This window comes from Sphingomonas sp. Leaf67 (assembly GCF_001421965.1).
GTDB lineage: Bacteria > Pseudomonadota > Alphaproteobacteria > Sphingomonadales > Sphingomonadaceae > Sphingomonas.
On the sequence record NZ_LMLP01000001.1, the window covers coordinates 1,051,986 to 1,067,828 of the forward strand.

Annotated in this window: 13 protein-coding genes; 4 read left to right on the forward strand and 9 right to left on the reverse strand. The window is 68.1% G+C overall.

The genetic code is table 11. The features are described 5' to 3' along the window. Positions 1–3 precede the first annotated feature (3 nt). Together thrC and ASE90_RS05010 are read left to right on the forward strand one after the other, a co-directional pair. Positions 4–1,398 carry a threonine synthase gene (gene thrC / locus ASE90_RS05005; protein WP_055996686.1) on the forward strand — a complete coding sequence of 465 codons (1,395 nt, stop codon included), beginning with the start codon at positions 4–6 and terminating at the stop codon, positions 1,396–1,398. Continuing rightward, entirely contained in the window at positions 1,398–2,267 is an 870-nt protein-coding gene (locus ASE90_RS05010; protein ID WP_055996689.1) for a class I SAM-dependent methyltransferase, read from the forward strand. Before thrC ends, ASE90_RS05010 begins: the two co-directional genes overlap by 1 nt. Positions 2,268–2,293: 26 nt before the next feature. Here the strand turns inward: ASE90_RS05010 and ASE90_RS05015 are convergent, their stop codons facing one another. From ASE90_RS05015 to ASE90_RS05025, 3 genes are read right to left on the reverse strand one after another with little or no spacing between them, the layout of a single operon-like run. Then, the gene (locus tag ASE90_RS05015; RefSeq protein ID WP_055996692.1) at positions 2,294–2,929 is read right to left on the reverse strand and encodes a heme exporter protein CcmB; all 636 of its coding nucleotides are present in this window, start codon (positions 2,927–2,929) and stop codon (positions 2,294–2,296) included. After that, positions 2,926–3,492, reverse strand: a complete 567-nt coding sequence (gene ccmA / locus ASE90_RS05020; RefSeq protein WP_055996695.1) for a heme ABC exporter ATP-binding protein CcmA — start codon at positions 3,490–3,492, stop codon at positions 2,926–2,928. The genes ASE90_RS05015 and ccmA overlap by 4 nt, the downstream gene beginning before the upstream one ends. Continuing rightward, complete coding sequence (locus ASE90_RS05025) at positions 3,489–3,884, reverse strand: metallopeptidase family protein (RefSeq protein ID WP_055996698.1); 396 nt, start codon at positions 3,882–3,884, stop codon at positions 3,489–3,491. Before ASE90_RS05025 ends, ccmA begins: the two co-directional genes overlap by 4 nt. 47 nt (positions 3,885–3,931) lie before the next feature. Between ASE90_RS05025 and ASE90_RS05030 the strand changes: the two genes are divergently transcribed. After that, entirely contained in the window at positions 3,932–4,219 is a 288-nt protein-coding gene (locus tag ASE90_RS05030) for a 4a-hydroxytetrahydrobiopterin dehydratase (protein WP_055996701.1), read from the forward strand. 48 nt (positions 4,220–4,267) lie between these two features. On the opposite strand, the gene ASE90_RS05035 is transcribed toward ASE90_RS05030, so the two are convergent. Next, complete coding sequence (locus tag ASE90_RS05035; RefSeq protein WP_235531653.1) at positions 4,268–5,068, reverse strand: SDR family oxidoreductase; 801 nt, start codon at positions 5,066–5,068, stop codon at positions 4,268–4,270. A gap of 160 nt (positions 5,069–5,228) precedes the next feature. Next, positions 5,229–8,384, reverse strand: coding sequence for a DEAD/DEAH box helicase (locus tag ASE90_RS05040; RefSeq protein WP_082449440.1), 3,156 nt, complete (start codon positions 8,382–8,384; stop codon positions 5,229–5,231). Positions 8,385–8,531: 147 nt separating this feature from the next. On the opposite strand from ASE90_RS05040, the gene ASE90_RS05045 reads away from it, so the two are divergent. Next, positions 8,532–9,479, forward strand: a complete 948-nt coding sequence (locus tag ASE90_RS05045; RefSeq protein WP_055996704.1) for a TraB/GumN family protein — start codon at positions 8,532–8,534, stop codon at positions 9,477–9,479. A 134-nt stretch (positions 9,480–9,613) separates the two neighbouring features. Here the strand turns inward: ASE90_RS05045 and ASE90_RS05050 are convergent, their stop codons facing one another. The 4 genes from ASE90_RS05050 to ASE90_RS05065 form a co-directional block, all read right to left on the reverse strand. Beyond that, a complete protein-coding gene (locus ASE90_RS05050) occupies positions 9,614–9,997 on the reverse strand; it encodes a hypothetical protein (protein WP_055996707.1) in 384 nt (127 codons plus the stop codon). 90 nt (positions 9,998–10,087) lie between these two features. Then, positions 10,088–11,140 (reverse strand): aldose epimerase family protein, encoded by a 1,053-nt coding sequence (locus ASE90_RS05055; protein WP_055996710.1) that lies wholly within the window; start codon positions 11,138–11,140, stop codon positions 10,088–10,090. 120 nt (positions 11,141–11,260) lie between these two features. Next, complete coding sequence (locus tag ASE90_RS05060; RefSeq protein WP_055996713.1) at positions 11,261–14,131, reverse strand: TIM-barrel domain-containing protein; 2,871 nt, start codon at positions 14,129–14,131, stop codon at positions 11,261–11,263. Further along, the gene (locus tag ASE90_RS05065) at positions 14,131–15,756 is read right to left on the reverse strand and encodes a DUF5597 domain-containing protein (protein ID WP_055996716.1); all 1,626 of its coding nucleotides are present in this window, start codon (positions 15,754–15,756) and stop codon (positions 14,131–14,133) included. Before ASE90_RS05065 ends, ASE90_RS05060 begins: the two co-directional genes overlap by 1 nt. Positions 15,757–15,843 lie beyond the last annotated feature (87 nt).

Here is a 15,843-nt window from a genome sequence, read left to right on the forward strand (position 1 = left end):
CCCATGCGGTATGTCAGCACCAGGGGCCATGCGCCCGACCTCGACTTCGCCGGCGCGACGCTGGCCGGTTTGGCCAGCGACGGCGGCCTGTATTTGCCCGATGCCTGGCCGACGCTGACCCATGAAGCGATCGCCGCGCTGGCGGGCCTGAGCTATGCCGAGACCGCGGCGAAGGTGATGGCGCCGTTCGTCGGCGATGCGATGTCGGAATCCGAACTGCTTGCGCTGTGCGAAACCGCCTATGGCCGGTTCAGCCACAAGGCGGTGACCCCACTGGTACAGATCGACCATGACCAGTGGTTGCTCGAACTGTTCCACGGGCCGACGCTGGCGTTCAAGGACGTCGCGCTGCAATTGCTCGGGCTGTTCTTCGAACGCTTCCTGACCGGCACGACCGATCCCCTGACGATCATCGGCGCGACCAGCGGCGATACCGGATCGGCGGCGATCGATGCGGTCGCCGGGCGCGCGCATATCGACATCTTCATGCTGCACCCCGCCGGTCGCGTGTCCGACGTGCAGCGGCGGCAGATGACGACCGTGCTGTCGCCCAACGTCCACAACATCGCGATCGAGGGCGATTTCGACACCGCGCAGGCGCTGGTCAAGGCGATGTTCAACGACCCCGGCTTCTCGGGTCGCTTCCGCCTGTCGGCGGTGAACTCGATCAACTGGGCGCGGTTGATGGCGCAGGTCGTCTATTATTTCTACGCCGCCGTGCGGCTGGGCGGCCCGGACAAGGCGATCGCCTTCTCGGTCCCGACCGGCAATTTCGGCGACGTGTTCGCCGGATTCGTCGCGGCGCAGATGGGGCTGCCGATCGCCAAGCTGATCGTCGCCACCAACGTCAACGACATCCTCCACCGCGCACTGACCAACGGCGACTATTCCAGCGCAGAGGTCACGCCGACCGCGACGCCGTCGATGGATATCCAGGTCAGCTCGAATTTCGAACGGTTGCTCTACGATCTGGGCGAGCGTGACGGCGTAGCGCTGGGCGAGCAGATGCGCGGGTTCGAATCGAGCCGTGCGATGCGGCTGACCAATGCGCAGCAACAGGGTGCGGCATCGCTGTTCCAGAGCGCGCGCGTCGATGGCGAGGGCATGGCGCGGGCGATGCGCTGGGCACGCGATCATGCCGCGCAGATCATCGACCCGCACACCGCCATCGCGCTTGCCGCCGCGCTCGACAGCGGCGTCGACGCGCCGATGGTGACGCTGGCGACCGCACACCCGGCCAAATTCCCCGACGCGGTCGAACGCGCGATCGGCACCCGCGCAGCCCTGCCGCCGCGCGTCGGCGACCTGTTCGATCGCGAGGAACGCTATGTCACCCTGCCCGCGACGTTCGAGGCGGTAACCAGCTGGATCGCCGAACGGGCGACGCCCCGCGCATAATGGACCCGATCGCACTTATCGGCGAACCATGGGGTGATTACGGGCTGATCGACTGCGGCCATGGTCGCAAGCTCGAACGCTATGGCCCGTTCCGCTTCATCCGGCCCGAACCGCAGGCGATGTGGGCACCGGCGCTGGCCGATTGGGACGCGCATGGCGAATTCGTGCCCGGTTCGGACGAGGATGGCGGTGGCCGCTGGCAGTTCCTCAAACAACCCCCGCGCGACTGGCCGCTGACATGGCGCGAGGTGCGCTTTTCGGCGAGCAACACGCCGTTCCGCCATCTCGGCTTCTTCCCCGACATGGCCCCGGTCTGGGACTGGATGCGCGGGCAGCTGGACGGGGCGAACGATCCCGAATGTCTCAACCTGTTCGGCTATACCGGCGTCGGATCGCTGGCGCTGGCGGCGGCCGGCGCGCGCGTCGTCCATGTCGATGCGTCGAAGAAATCGGTCGAACAGGCGCGCGCCAATGCCGCGCTGTCGGAGATGACCGACAAGCCGGTCCGCTGGCTGGTCGAGGATGCCGCGAAGTTCGTCGCGCGCGAGGTGCGGCGCGGACGGCGCTATGACGGCATCATCCTCGATCCGCCCAAATGGGGACGCGGCCCGAATGGCGAGGTGTGGAAGCTCGAGGAGCATCTGCCCGCGATGATCGCCGAATGCCGCCAATTGCTCGACAGCGAGTCGCGGTTCCTGTTCCTCACCGTCTATGCCGTGCGGATGTCGGCGCTGGCGATCGGCGAACTGCTGCGCCAGTCGCTCGGCGATCTGGGCGGGCGGGTCGAATGCGGCGAGCTGGGCGTGCGCGAGGAAACGCGCGGGCTGACCCTGCCGACTGCCATTTTCGCACGGTGGCGCAGAGACTAACTCCTCCCCGGCACGGGGGGGGATTTTTACGTCCGCCCGATCCGCATCGCCGCGCCCGCCACCACCGGGCCGCCCGCGCACAGCAACAGGCTGGTCGCCGCCAGCAGCTTCATCGCCCCCGCGCCACCCTCCAGCCCGCCCGCACCAAAGATCACGATCGGCAACGCCAGCGGCAGCATCACCAGCCCCGCCACCGCGCCCCCGCCACGCAGCCCGGCGACCAGCGCGGCCGTAGCGACGCTCAACGCCGCCAGCCCCGGCGTCCCGATCAGCAACCCGGCCTCCAGCATCACCAGCGTGCGGCCATCGATCCCCAGCAGCGCCGCCGACAGGGCTGCCGCCAGCATCACCGCCGGCGCAAAGCCCAGCCAGTGCCCGATGGTCTTGGCCAGCGCGATGCCGCTGTCGCTCCACCCGCGCACGACCAGTTGATCGACCACCCCGCTGTCGACATCGGGCGCGACCAGCCGCTCGATCGGCAGCAACGCCGCCAGCAGCGCCGCCGCCCACGCCACCCCGCCGCCGATCCGCGCCAGCAGCGCCGCGTCCGGCCCGATCGCGAACGGAAACAGCGTCGCGACCAGCAGGAAGAAGGCGACCGGCAACAGCAGCCCGCCCCCGCTCCACGCAATCCGCAATTCACGGACGATCAGCGCGATCACAGCGTCACCACGACGGCACCCGGCAACGCCACCGGCACATGGCTGGCCACCAGCACCGCGCCGCCGTCCGCTCTTCGCGCCGCGATCGCCGCCTCCAGCCGTTCGAGCGATGCCGCGTCCAATCCGTTGGCCGGTTCGTCGAGCAACCAGATCGGCGCCCCGCTGGCAATCACCCGCGCGATCGCCGCGCGCCGCCGTTGCCCGGTCGACAGCATCCGCACCGGCACCTCCGCCAACGCCCCGATCCCCATCGCCGCCAGCGCCGCCGTCACCCCATCCCGCGCCCCGTCCAGCCCGGCCCAGAAGCCGAGCGCCTTGGCCAGCGGCACTTGCGGGTCGAGCGCCGCCGCCTCCCCCAGCAACGCCACCGCCCCGCCGCGCGTGACGTCACCCTCGGTCGGCGGCAACAGCCCGGCGGCGGTCCGCACCAGCGTCGACTTGCCGACCCCGTTCGGCCCCTGCACCAGCAGCGCGCCGCCTGCGCCCAGATCGAACGACAGGTCGGCGAACAGCACCCGCTGTCCCCGCGCCCCGCTGACCCGGTCAAACGCCAACAGGCTCAATCCGCATCTTCCAGCGCATGCATGTCGTCGTCGGACAGGCCGAAATGATGGCCGACCTCATGCACCACGACATGCCGGATCAGGTCGCGCAGATCGACGCCGGTCTCGCACCATTCGGCGAGTAGCGGCTGGCGATACAGATGGATGCGATCGGGCAGGCGCATCCCGTCGAACATCGATTTTTCGCCGATCGGGCTACCATGATACAGGCCGGTCAGCTCGTACGGCTCCATCTCCATCGCCGCCAGCGTCTCCTCGTCGGCAAATTCCTCGACCAGCAGGACGATGTCGGACAGATGGCCGGCGAACGGTTCGGGAATGCGCGCCAGCGCGGCACGCGCCAACGCTTCCATCTCGGCGGCACTCGGGGCGGTTCGCGCTTGATCGGACATGGTCCACGCAATAGGCCTTGCCGCCACCACGAGACAAGGGAGCGACGATGGAACCGCTGAGCCAAGCCGAACGCGCCGATGCGCTCGACGGCCTGCCCGACTGGGACCATGATGGCGGGCGGGACGCGATCGTGCGCAGCTTCACCTTCGACAATTTCAGCCAAGCGTTCGCGTTCATGACGCAGGTCGCGCTGCTGGCGGAAAAGGCCGACCATCACCCCGAATGGTCGAACGTCTATAACCGCGTCGACATTCTGCTCACCACCCACGACGCGGGCGGGCTGTCGGACCGCGATATCGACATGGCGCAGGCGATCGACGCGCTGGTGGAATAGGCAGATCGGCATTCCCGTGCAGGCGGGGATGACGGAAATCGTGCGATACTATCGCCGCCGCATCTGCTGCCGTAATTTCCCCGGCATCCACCGCGCGGCGAAGCGCATCCGCCTCGCGGTCGGGCCGACGGGCGTGTGAACCGACCCGCCATGGACCGCGTCCCACGCTGCCTGCGCCACCACCTCTAGAGGCGTAAACTCCAGCCCCGCCGCGCGGACCTGCTGGCGGACATTATGGTTGCTCCCGGCCAGTGACGCGTCGAGCAGCGGCGTGTCGATGAACCCCGGCATCAGCGAGCGTACGCGGATGCCGTCCGCCGCCCATTCGCCGTCGAGGGCCTCGGTCAGCCCATGCACCCCGAACTTCGTCGCCGAATAGACCGCAGCGCCCGCCGTCCCGTAAATCCCCGCTGCCGACGCGGTGTTCAGCAGGCAGCCACCGCTCGCCTTCAGAAACGAATGCGCGGCATGGGCGCCGTGGATGACCCCGGTCAGGTTGACAGCGATCGTCCGTTCGATCGCGGCGGGCGTCATCTCGGCAAAGACGCCGCCAGACGCGATGCCGGCGTTATTGAACAGCACGTCAATGCCGCCGTCCCCGGCAAAGCGGGCGAGCGGCGCATCCCATGCGGCACGGTCGGTCACATCGAACACGAACGTCGCCGCCCCACCGGGCAACAACGCCGCCGTCTCCGCCAGTCCCGCGGCATTGACGTCCGCCAGCCCGATCCGCCAGCCCCGGCCGGCGAACAACTGCGCCACCGCCCGCCCGATACCCGACCCGCCGCCGGTGATGAAGATCGCGTTCATTTCCGCAGCATCGGACAGGAACGGCGACGATGCCAACATTTTTCAGGGTCGGTCTGGAAACGCGCGAAAAGAGCGAGTTTCAAGGCGGTACCGGCCCGCTCCCCCTTCCGACCACCCACAGGATACACTCGATGGGTGGACGGGAGGGGGAGCGGGCCGGTACCGCAAAACGCGCAATCGCGCGTTTTCGAACCGGCTCTCAGGCCGCCACCGTCTCCAGCACGTCGCGCACCTTGGTCAGCCGTTCGCCGGCATCCTCGATCCGCGCCGCGACGATCCACCGCCCGTTCTTTTCGGTCAGCCCGTCCACATCGGGCACGTCGCTGCCCCCCTGCGGCGTCAGGGCGATCGCCGCCGGGCCGGCATCGACCTTCGCCACCGCCGCCGCCTGCGCCAGCAACCGGATGCGCGCCAGATCGATAAGCAACCGCGCTTCCTCGGGCAGGGTGCCGAACCGGTCCTCCAGCTCCTCCTCGAACGCGTCGAGCGTGCCGGCGTCCTCGATCCGCGCAAGGCGACCATAGAGCATCAGCCGCATCTCGGTCTCGGGAATCCATTCTTCGGGCAGGCGCCCGGCAATGCCGAGATGCAGTTCGGGCACGACCCGGTCGACCACCTCGCCCCGTGCCGCGCGCAGCGCACGACCGAGCAGATACTGGTACAGATCGATGCCGATCAGCTTCATGTGCCCGGCCTGCGCTTCGCCAACCAGATCGCCCGCCCCGCGCAGGTCGAGGTCGCGCGCGCTGATCGCGAAGCCCGCGCCCAGCCGGTCGAACGCCTGCAACGTCCGCAGCCGCTTCAGCGTCGCCTCGGCGATCGAATGCTCGGGATCGGTCAGCAACAGGATCTGCCCGCGCCGCCCACCGCGTCCGACCCGCCCGCGCAACTGGTGTAGTTGCGACAGGCCGAACCGGTCGGCATGGTGGACGATCATCGTATTGGCGCGCGGCACGTCCAGCCCAGCCTCGATGATGTTGGTCGCCAGCAGCACGTCGCCCTCGCCATTGGCGAATCCGACCATCGCCGCGTCGATCTCCGCCGCCGGCATCTTGCCATGCGCGACGGTCAGGGTCAGTTCGGGCGCGATCTTGCGCAGCCGTTCCTCCAGCGGCGCGATATCCTCGATCCGCGGCACCACGACGAAGCTCTGCCCACCACGCGTGCGTTCGCGCAGCAAGGCGGTGCGGACCGTCACCTCGTCGAACGCGGTCACCGCGGTACGGATCGGCTGGCGCAGCGCCGGCGGGGTGGCAAGGACCGACAATTGCTGCAACCCGATCAACGCGCTTTGCAGCGTGCGCGGGATCGGTGTCGCCGACAGCGTCATGACATGGTCGGCAATGTCGCGCAGGCGCGCCTTGTCCTTGGTGCCGAACCGCTGTTCCTCGTCGATCACCACCAGTGCCAGATCGCGATAGTCGACATCCTTGCCCGCCACCGCCTGCGTCCCGATCACGACGCCGATCGATCCGTCGGCAAGGCCCGCCTTGACCCGCTTCTTCTCCGCCGCATCGGACAGGCGCGACAGGCCGGCGACCTCGATCCCGGTCCCCTCGAACCGGCGGCGAAAGGTTTCGACATGCTGGCGGACCAGCACCGTGGTCGGCGCGGCGATGGCGACCTGTCGCCCCGCCAGCGCGACGATCGCGGCGGCGCGCAGCGCGACCTCGGTCTTGCCATAGCCGACATCGCCGATGACCAGCCGGTCCATCGGACGCCCCGCAGCCAGATCGGCACGGGCGGCGGCGATGGCGCGCGCCTGATCGGGGGTTTCGGTGAACGGAAAGCCGGCGGCGAAGCGTTCATAGGTGGCGATATCTGCCTCGACAGCCGCGACCTCGATCGCATCGCGCTGCGCGGCGATCGCCGCCAGTTCGCGCGCGCTCTCGGCAATCGCCGCGTCGATCGCGCCGCGCCGTTTCTGCCAGCTCGATCCGTCGAGCGCATCGAGCGTGACCGCATCACCGTCCGCGCCATAGCGCCAGATGCGGTCGGCCTCTGCCACCGGCACCAGCCGCCGCGCGCCCTTGGCATATTCCAGCACGACGGCGTCGCCCGCTTCCTCGCCGGGCAGTTGCTCCAGCCCGACGATGCGGCCGATGCCGAAATCCTCGTGAACGATCACGTCGCCGACCCGCAACTCGCCCGCCTCGGCGAACAACGGATTGGCGCTTGCCGCCGCCAGCTCGTCGCCCCGCGCCCGCCCGCCGAGCAGGTCGCCGCCGGTCACCACCGTCACGCCATCGGCCACGAAACCGCGATCGATCGGCGCGACCAGCAGCATCGCGCTGCCCGGCTCGGCGCGAACCGCTTCGTCCCACGACCCGATCGTCACCGGCTCGGTCCGGCCCAGCGTCGCCAGCCGCTTGCGCAGGAAACGCAGGTCGCGCGGACTGCCGGCGAGCACCAGCCGTCCACCATCGAGCACCTCGCGGGCGAACTTGCCGAACGCACGCGTCGGTGCCCGGCTGGTGACGAAGCGCGGCGGCGGCGCGGCATCCGCCGGCACCTCGATCCGGTCGCGACCCTTCAGCAACTTGTCCCATGCCGTCCGGTCGACCAGCGCCGCCGCACCGCGCCGCCGCCGGCGCGTCGCATCCTCGGCAAGGTCGAGGAACCGCGCGCGCCGCCGCTCGACATCCGGGTCCATCGCCACCGCCGCTTCGGGCAGATGATCCAGCAGCGACACGCCCTCGGCCGTCACCGGCTCGGCGGCGCGGCCGATCGTCACCTCGCCCAGATCGGCATCGCCGCGCTGCGTAACCGGATCATAGCTGCGGATCGTGCGGATCGCGCCATCCTCGACGGTCACCCGGATCGGGCAGATCGCATCGGCGGGAAAGATGTCGACCACGCCGCCGCGCACCGCGACCTCGCCCGGTTCGTCGACCCGGTCGTCGACGATATAGCCCAGCTCGACCGCGCGTTCGGCAAAGTCCGCCATGTCGATCGGATCGCCGATCCGCAGCACCGGCGGCGCGGCATCGAAATCGTCCGGGGCGGCAACCCGCACCGCCGTCGCTTCCGGCGTGGTGATGCACGCGACGCGGCGACTGGTCACCGATGCGCGCCGCAACCGGCGCAGCGCCGCGACCCGCGCCCCGGCATTGCCGGGCGATGCCGGTGCATCGTCACCGGGCAGCGCGTCGCTGGACTGAAGGTGGACCACCTCCACATCGGGCGCAATCGCGGTCAGCGCTGCCGCGATCGCGCCGGCGCGCAATTCGTCGGACGCGATGAACAGCACCGAACGCGTCGCTACCTCGCCCGCCAGCAGCGCCGCGACGGGTCCGATCGCAGCGTCCGCCCCCTTCGCATCGGGTCGATCAGGGGCGGCGGTGGTGTTCGGCATAGCGGAGGTCCCGGCAAGGCCCTGAAGACGGGCGGAGATGCAAACCCAACGAAGCGTCTGCCGCGTCCGTTCCTGCGGCCTGTCGCATGGGGCCGGCCGCTGCTATGCAAGCGGGACTGCCGGTTCGCCGGTGCTTTGGAGACGCCGATGCCCTCGATCCTGCTGCGCTTCGGCGCCGCGTTCAGCCTGATGACCGCCCTGCCCGCCATGGCGCAGACCGCACCGGCCCCGGCCGCCGAAGCCCCGGCTGCCGATGCTCCGGCCGACACCGAAGCTGCCGCCCCGCGCGAAGCCGATCCGGCGCTGTGGGTGGTCAGGGACAAGGACACGACCATCTATCTGTTCGGGACGATCCACGTCCTGAAACCCGGCCTGTCGTGGTTCGACGAAGCGGTGAAGACTGCCTTCGACAAATCGAACGAGGTCGTGCTCGAAATCCCGATGCCGACCCCCGAACAGGCGCAGGCGGCGGTGATGAAGTCCGCCGTCAACGTGACCGGTCCGAAGCTCAGCGAAAAGCTGCCCGCCGCCGAACGCGACGCCTATGCCAGGGCGGTGGCCGATGCCGGCCTGCCGGCGGGCGCGCTCGAACAGCTCGACCCGTGGTTCGCCGCTTCGACGCTCACGCTCGTGACCTTGCAGAAGCAGGGCTATGATCCCCAAAGCGGTGCCGAACAGACCATCTCGCAGGCGGCGAAGGTCGCGGGCAAGCCGGTCACCGGCCTCGAAACGCTCGAACAGCAGTTCGGCTTCTTCGACGCCCTGTCCGATGCCGCGCAGGTCACTTTCTTGAGCGAAACGATCAAGGAACTGCCGACCGCCGGCGAACAGATCGACAAGATGGTCGACCAATGGGCCAAGGGCGATCCCGCCGCGCTCGCCGCGACGATGAACGAGGACATGACCGTCTCCCCCGAACTGCGCCGCGTCCTGCTGACCGACCGCAACGCCCGCTGGGCGAAGTGGATCGAGGAACGGATGAAGCGCCCCGGCACCGTCTTCGTCGCGGTCGGCGCGGGCCATCTGGCCGGCACCGGCAGCGTGCAGGACGCGCTCAAGCGCTACAAGCTGCGCGCGACGCGGGTGAAGTACTGACGCTGCTGCTCCCCTCCCTGCCAAGGGAGGGGAGTAAAAGCCCCCCAAAAGAAAACGGCCGGCGGATCGCTCCGCCGGCCGTCAGGCACGGTTTCCGAGTTGCGGCCCGGAAGGCGGCCGCATCGGCAATCACATCACGCGTTGCAGGTCTGCGCCGCCTTGCCCGGCTGGGTCAGGGTGATGCTCTTCGGGCTACCGGTCAGGCTGTAGCCGCCCTCGGCGGTCAGCGGCTTGCCCTTTTCCTCGGCCTTCAGGCGGACGGGCATGTCGCCCTGCTTGCTGCGGAAATTCGCCTGCGTGTCGCCATCGAAGAAGTCGACATAGACGAGCGTGTTGTCCTTGCAGCGGAACGTCACGCTCGCCTTGACGGGCGGCGGCAGTTCCACGGGTGCGCGGTTGGCGACTTCGGCGGCCAGCGGATCGGCGGCGCGGGTGTCGAGCTGTTCCGGCTGCGACTGACCGCAAGCCGAAAGGGCGAAGGCCGCGGCAGTGGCGGCAAGGAGAAGGGGGTGCTTCATAGGATTAAAGCCGTTCGCAAACGCAAACGTTTTCGTCAAGCAGGGTTGTGCACCGCGCAACGGCCGCCCGTCGCGGCGTGGCACGCCCGGTCAGGCGGCGGAAAAGGCGAACCGCATGACGCTGTTCCACCGCGCGCCCGGGTCCAGTCGCGCCGACGGAAATTCCGGCCGGTTCGGCGTATCGGGCCATGCCTGCGGCTCCAGACACACGGCATCGCCCTGCCGGTACAGCCGCCCGTCCTTGCCCGGCTCCGCCCCGCCGAGGAAATTGCCCGAATAGAGTTGCAGCCCCGGCGCGGTGATCGACAGCGTCATGACCCGCCCCGATTCCGGATCGGTCAGCACGGCGGCGGCGCGCAACGTACCCGCGTCCCCGCGCACGATGAAATTATGGTCGTAGCCGCGCCCGATCGCGATCTGCTCGTCCTGCCCGTCGCGCACCCGGTCGCCGATCGCATGGGGGGTGCGGAAGTCGAACGGCGTGCCCGCGACGCCGCGCTGCTCGCCGGTCGGGATCGCGGTCGCATCGACCGGCAGATACGCATCCGCCTCGATCGTCAGCAAATGGCGCAGCGCCTCGCCCCGCCCGCCCAGGTCGAAGAACGCATGGTTGGTCAGGTTGACGACCGTCGGCGCATCGCTCGTCGCATCATAGTCGATCGTCAGCGCCTGCGACGTCAGGCGATAGGTCGCGCCCGCCCGCAACGTCCCCGGATAGCCGGCATCGCCATCGGGGCTGGTCAGCGTCAGCCGCACCCACGCCGCATCGTCGTCGTTGCCGATCTCGGCCACGTCCCACAGCCGCTGGTCGAATCCGTCCGACCCGCCGTGCAGATGGTTGGGCGCATTGTTGGTTTCGAGGGTGTAGGTCCGCCCGTCGAGGCTGAACCGCCCGCCCGCGATCCGGTTGGCATAGCGGCCGACCGTCACCCCGAACCATGACGGCCGGTCGCGATAGGATTGCACGTCGTCGAACCCCAGCACGACATCGGCCACCGCCCCGTCACGATCGGGCACGCACAGCGATTGCAGCGTCGCCCCGAACGGCAGGATACGCGCCGACAGCGCCCCCGCGCGAAGCTCGATCGCCTCGGCGGGCGCGCCGTCCAGCGTGCCGAAGGGAATGCGTTTCGCGTCCATCATACCCCGTCTCCCAAACCGCCCGTCATCCCCGCGCAGGCGGGGATCCATTGCCGCCCACGATGCGACCCTTGCGCAGCGACAGCGTATATGGATTCCCGCCTTCGCGGGAAGGACGGGGGTTTATCGCGTCTGCGGCCGCCCCGACAACGGCACGCTCACCGCCCGCCCGTCATAGACGAACGCCGTCGCCGCATTGTCGGCGAAGTCCGGCGCGACCGCCTTGCCCGGCGTGTGGAAGCGCACCGACATCGACCGCTTCGCCGTCATGCCCGCAAAGCTGCCCTTGCGCGCGCCGATCGTCAGCGTCTTCGTCGCCTCGTTCCACGTCAGCGGAATCTGCGACGACTGCCCCTCGCGATAGCCTTCGCTCAGGCCGTCATCCTCGAACAGCGTGTACGCCCCGTCCTTGCCGGTGAACACATGCAGCACATAGGGCGCGTCGAGCTTTTCGGCGGTCGACTGCACCGCCGCACCCGTCGGCACGATCGATCCCGCACGGACATAGAGCGGCAGCACCGCGATCGGGGCAGCGGCAGTGATCGTCTGCCCGCCCTTCACATAGGCACCGGTCGTGAAGTCGTACCAGTCGGCCCCGGCCGGCAGATACACCGACCGGCTGGTCGCGCGGAACTGCGTGACCGGCGCGACGAGGAACGCCGATCCGAACATATATTCGTCGTCGACGCCCCAGCTCTTGCGGTCGGCGGTGAAGTCCATCGCCAGCCCGCGCATCATCGTCCCGTCGCGATGCCACGTCTCCGCCGCCAGCGACGTGATATACGGCAGCAGGCGATAGCGCAGCCGGTCATAGGTCGCGAGCGCGTCGTACAGCGCCGGATCGCTTGCCCCCAGTTCATAGATTTCGCGATACGGCGTCTCGCCATGGCTGCGGAACAGCGGGCTGAACGCGCCGAACTGGAACCAGCGCAGGTTCAGTTCCTTCCATTCGGCCAGATGCGCCGGGTCCTTGCTGGCATAACGATCCTCGACCGCGAAGCCGCCGATATCATGGGTCCAGTTGGGAATGCCCGACATCGACAAATTGACCCCCGCCGAAATCTGGTCGCGCAGATCGTCCCAGCGCGATGCGACGTCGCCCGACCACAAAGCGGCACTGGCGCGCTGGATGCCGCCATAGCCCGACCGGGTCAGAATGAACGGCCGCACATCGGGCTTGGCGACGCGCAATCCGTCGGCGACCCCCTCGGCATGGACCAGCGGATAGCTGTTGAAGAATTCTTCGCCCGGCCCCTGCGCGGTCGGTCCCATCCGGTCGATGCGCTGCTCGATCGACAGGTTCGAATGGATGTCCGGCTCGGTCGCGTCCATCCACCACGCGTCGAAGCCCTTGTCGACCAACGCCTCCTTCATCTGCCGGAAATAGATCGCGCGCGCTTCGGGCGCATAAGGATCGTAATCGGTGTTCAGATAGCCCTTGCCGACCCAGTCGCGTTCCTTCGCGATCAGATTACCCTGATACAGATAGCCCTTGGCGGCCAGTTCCTGCGCGTTCCTGGTGTTCGGATAGAATTTCGGCCACACCGAAATCATGATTCGCGCGTTTTGGGCATGGACGGTGTCGACCATCGCCTGCGGCCTGGGGAAACGCTTGGTGTCGAAACAGTGGCAGCCCCACTGGTCCTCGGGCCAGTAGAACCAGTCCTGCACGATATTGTCGAGCGGCAGGCCGCGCTTGCGATATTCGGCGACGACACCCTCGACCTCGGCCTGGGTGTTGTAGCGCTGGCGGCTCTGCCAGAAACCATAGGCCCAGCGCGGCATCAACGCCGCCTTGCCGGTCAGCGCGCGGTATCCGGCGATGACGCCGTCCATGTTCTTGCCCGCCACATAATAATAATCGAGCGCATGGGCGACGTCCGACGACCACCACAGCGAATGGCGGTCGGCCTGCGGCAACGGATCGTTCTGGAACAGCGCGATATAGCCGGCATTCGGCTCCCACTCGATCCGCACTTCGGCGGCTTTCCCGGCGGTCATCGGCAGGTCGAAATTGTGGAACCACGGGTTCCAGTTCTGCCGCCAGCGGTTGAGCACTTCCTTGCCGTCGACGAATACCTTCACATAGCTCGACGAATAAAGGCGGAATTTCTGGACGCCGGTCATGGTCGGCACGACGGTGCCGGTCCACACCACCTTCTGCGTCTGCACCGCATTGCCGGCGGTATTCTGTCCGGTGGTCGCCGCGACGGTCTGTGCCTTCGCCTCCGCCGGCCAGTTCGCCTGATCCTTGATGAACTGATAGTTGATCGTCGGCTCGCTGCGCGTGACGGCCAGCCGGTCGCCCAGATAATATTGCGCCTGCCACCCGGCCTGCCCGCCGGACATGACCTTCATCCCGTCGCCGACCAGCCGGTAGGGCTGCGGATTGCCGAAGCGGGTGATGCCGTTATTGTCCCACAACACCCCGTAATTCTTCGTCGATACGACGAACGGGATGCCGATATCCATATTGTGCTGGGCGAGTTCGACGTCCTCGCCATTGTAATTCATCTGCCGGTTCTGGTGCTGGCCCAGGCCGTAGAATCCTTCGTCGGTGCCGCGGTTGAACTGCTGCCGGATCGAGACGAACTGCTCGCCCCCGGCACTGCGCGGCACGAACGCGGCGCGCGGCGCTTCCTCCAGCGTCAGCTGGCCCGCGGCATCGCGGAACCGGACCTGCCCGTCATCGGTGTCGATCTCGGCCGATCCACCGGCGGCCTTGACCACGACCATGCCCCGCGTCTCGCGTACCGTGAAGTCGCCGGCGGGTTTGGCGGTCACCATCAGGCTGTCGGGCGTGTCGAGGCGGGCATCGGGCACCGCCGTCACCCGGAACCGGTCGGGACCATAGACCAGCACCCGTACCCGCTTGGCCGGGCCGGCATCGGGGGTCACGACCACCCCGCCCGGCACCTTGGCCACTTCGGCGGCCAGCGCCGGCAGCGATACCGACAGGGCAAGCGACAACAGCGTCCAGCGAAGCGTCTTCATCAGCGATACGTCCCCATCGTCACGCGCAGCAGCATCGGCTGCGCGGTAAAGTTCAATCCATAATCGGTCTGGTCGCCGTTCATCACCCGGCGGGCGACGAAGCTGCCGTCATCGGCCAGCGTCCCCTCCTCGACCTTGATGAACATCGCGGTGTCGCCCTTGGCCTTGTCGGCCAGGTCGACGGTCACCCGCACATCGGTCCCGGTGACGAGGAACTGGTCGGGCGCGACCTGCAACACCGCCATGCCGCCGACCGGCTGCGTGGCGGTGGCGGGCGGTGCGGCCTTCAGCCATGGCGAATCCATCGACCCGAACTGCCACTCGCCATATTTGGCCGACACGCGCCACCGGCCCATGACCTTCGCCTGTTCGGCATCCGGCGCGCCCTTGGCGGTGCCCCAGCCGGGATGCGCCAGCGCCAGTGCCGCCCAGCCGCGCGCTATGGGTTTCAGGAACCGGTATTTGCTCGCGAACGCCTCGATCGTGGCGTCGTCCAGCGTCACCGCGCCCAGCGGATAGTTGTAATATCCGGTGCCATCCATGCCGAACGGTGCCCAGCCGATGCCGCCGCGCCCGATGGTCGGCCACAGGAAGCGCGCGAAATCGACGGCATTGCCGGTTTCGGGTACCATCAGCGGATTGTCCGGCCGCGCATAATGGTCGAGAAACTTCAGATAGTCCTTGGCATCGCGGGTATAGAGATCGGGCGCTACCGCATCGAGGTTCGGTGCCGCCGCCTTCCACACATCGATCACCTGCCAGTCGGGACCGCCGCTCGCGCCACCCGACTTGCCCGGCGGCGCGAAGGGGCCACCGACCGCCGCGTTGACGTACATCGGCAGCTTCCACACCGCCTTCCCCGCCGCGGCGATCCGGTCGATATAGCGCGCGGTGTACCATGCGTTGAACGCCGGTTCGGCATTGTCGCCATAGACCTGCGTCCAGTTGCCGCGCTTGCCGGTCTGCTTCGCCAGTGCGGCGGGCACGTCGCCGGCGAACAGGCGGTTGGCCTCGGGCGAATAGTCGCGCGTCTGCTGGTACACGCCGGTCTCGTTCTCCGGCTGGACCATGATGACGCTGTGATCGGGGTCGTGGTCCTTCAGATACCGCATCAGCGCGACGAACGCCTTGCGGTCGGCCTCGAACGTCGCTTCGCCATGCGGCGACAAGGCGTAATGCGTCTTGCCGTCCTTGGTCCGCATCCGCGGGAAGCGGGCATTGTCGCGCTTCACCCATGCCGGGACATAGCCCGGCGAGGTGTTCTTCCACGTGCCGAACCACAGCAATACGAGTTTGACCCCGTGTTCGCGCGCCTGCGGCAGCAACGCGTCGAGATAGCTGAAATCGAACTGCCCCTCGACCGGTTCGATCTGCTCCCACGCGACCGGTATCTCCAGCGTATTGGCGTGGAGCCGTTCGACCATCGGCCATACCTGCGGCAGGATGGCGGGATAGTTGCTCGAATTATTCGCCTGCACGCCCAGCATCAGGAACGGCGCACCGTCGACCAGCAACGCATGGCGACCGTCCCGGCGCTCGATCCGCGGCACGTCGCCGGGTGCAGCCGACGCCGCCACCCCTGCGACCAGCGCCCATGAAGCCAGTGCCGCCGCCCATCCGCGCATCGCTGCTCTCCCCCTGCCCCCGGCTTGGTGCCGACAACGTTGTCACGCCCTTACCGCGGGACGACATATCAGACAATTACCTTCTTT

Coding starts and splice junctions, on each gene's coding strand:
- ASE90_RS05050 (WP_055996707.1), bottom strand. CDS start 9,997: ATGAAGCACCCCCTTCTCCTTGCCGCCACTGCCGCGGCCTTCGCCCTT.
- thrC (WP_055996686.1), top strand. CDS start 4: ATGCGGTATGTCAGCACCAGGGGCCATGCGCCCGACCTCGACTTCGCC.
- ASE90_RS05025 (WP_055996698.1), bottom strand. CDS start 3,884: ATGTCCGATCAAGCGCGAACCGCCCCGAGTGCCGCCGAGATGGAAGCG.
- ASE90_RS05055 (WP_055996710.1), bottom strand. CDS start 11,140: ATGATGGACGCGAAACGCATTCCCTTCGGCACGCTGGACGGCGCGCCC.
- ASE90_RS05065 (WP_055996716.1), bottom strand. CDS start 15,756: ATGCGCGGATGGGCGGCGGCACTGGCTTCATGGGCGCTGGTCGCAGGG.
- ASE90_RS05045 (WP_055996704.1), top strand. CDS start 8,532: ATGCCCTCGATCCTGCTGCGCTTCGGCGCCGCGTTCAGCCTGATGACC.
- ASE90_RS05060 (WP_055996713.1), bottom strand. CDS start 14,131: ATGAAGACGCTTCGCTGGACGCTGTTGTCGCTTGCCCTGTCGGTATCG.
- ASE90_RS05010 (WP_055996689.1), top strand. CDS start 1,398: ATGGACCCGATCGCACTTATCGGCGAACCATGGGGTGATTACGGGCTG.
- ASE90_RS05030 (WP_055996701.1), top strand. CDS start 3,932: ATGGAACCGCTGAGCCAAGCCGAACGCGCCGATGCGCTCGACGGCCTG.
- ASE90_RS05035 (WP_235531653.1), bottom strand. CDS start 5,068: ATGTTGGCATCGTCGCCGTTCCTGTCCGATGCTGCGGAAATGAACGCG.
- ASE90_RS05040 (WP_082449440.1), bottom strand. CDS start 8,384: ATGCCGAACACCACCGCCGCCCCTGATCGACCCGATGCGAAGGGGGCG.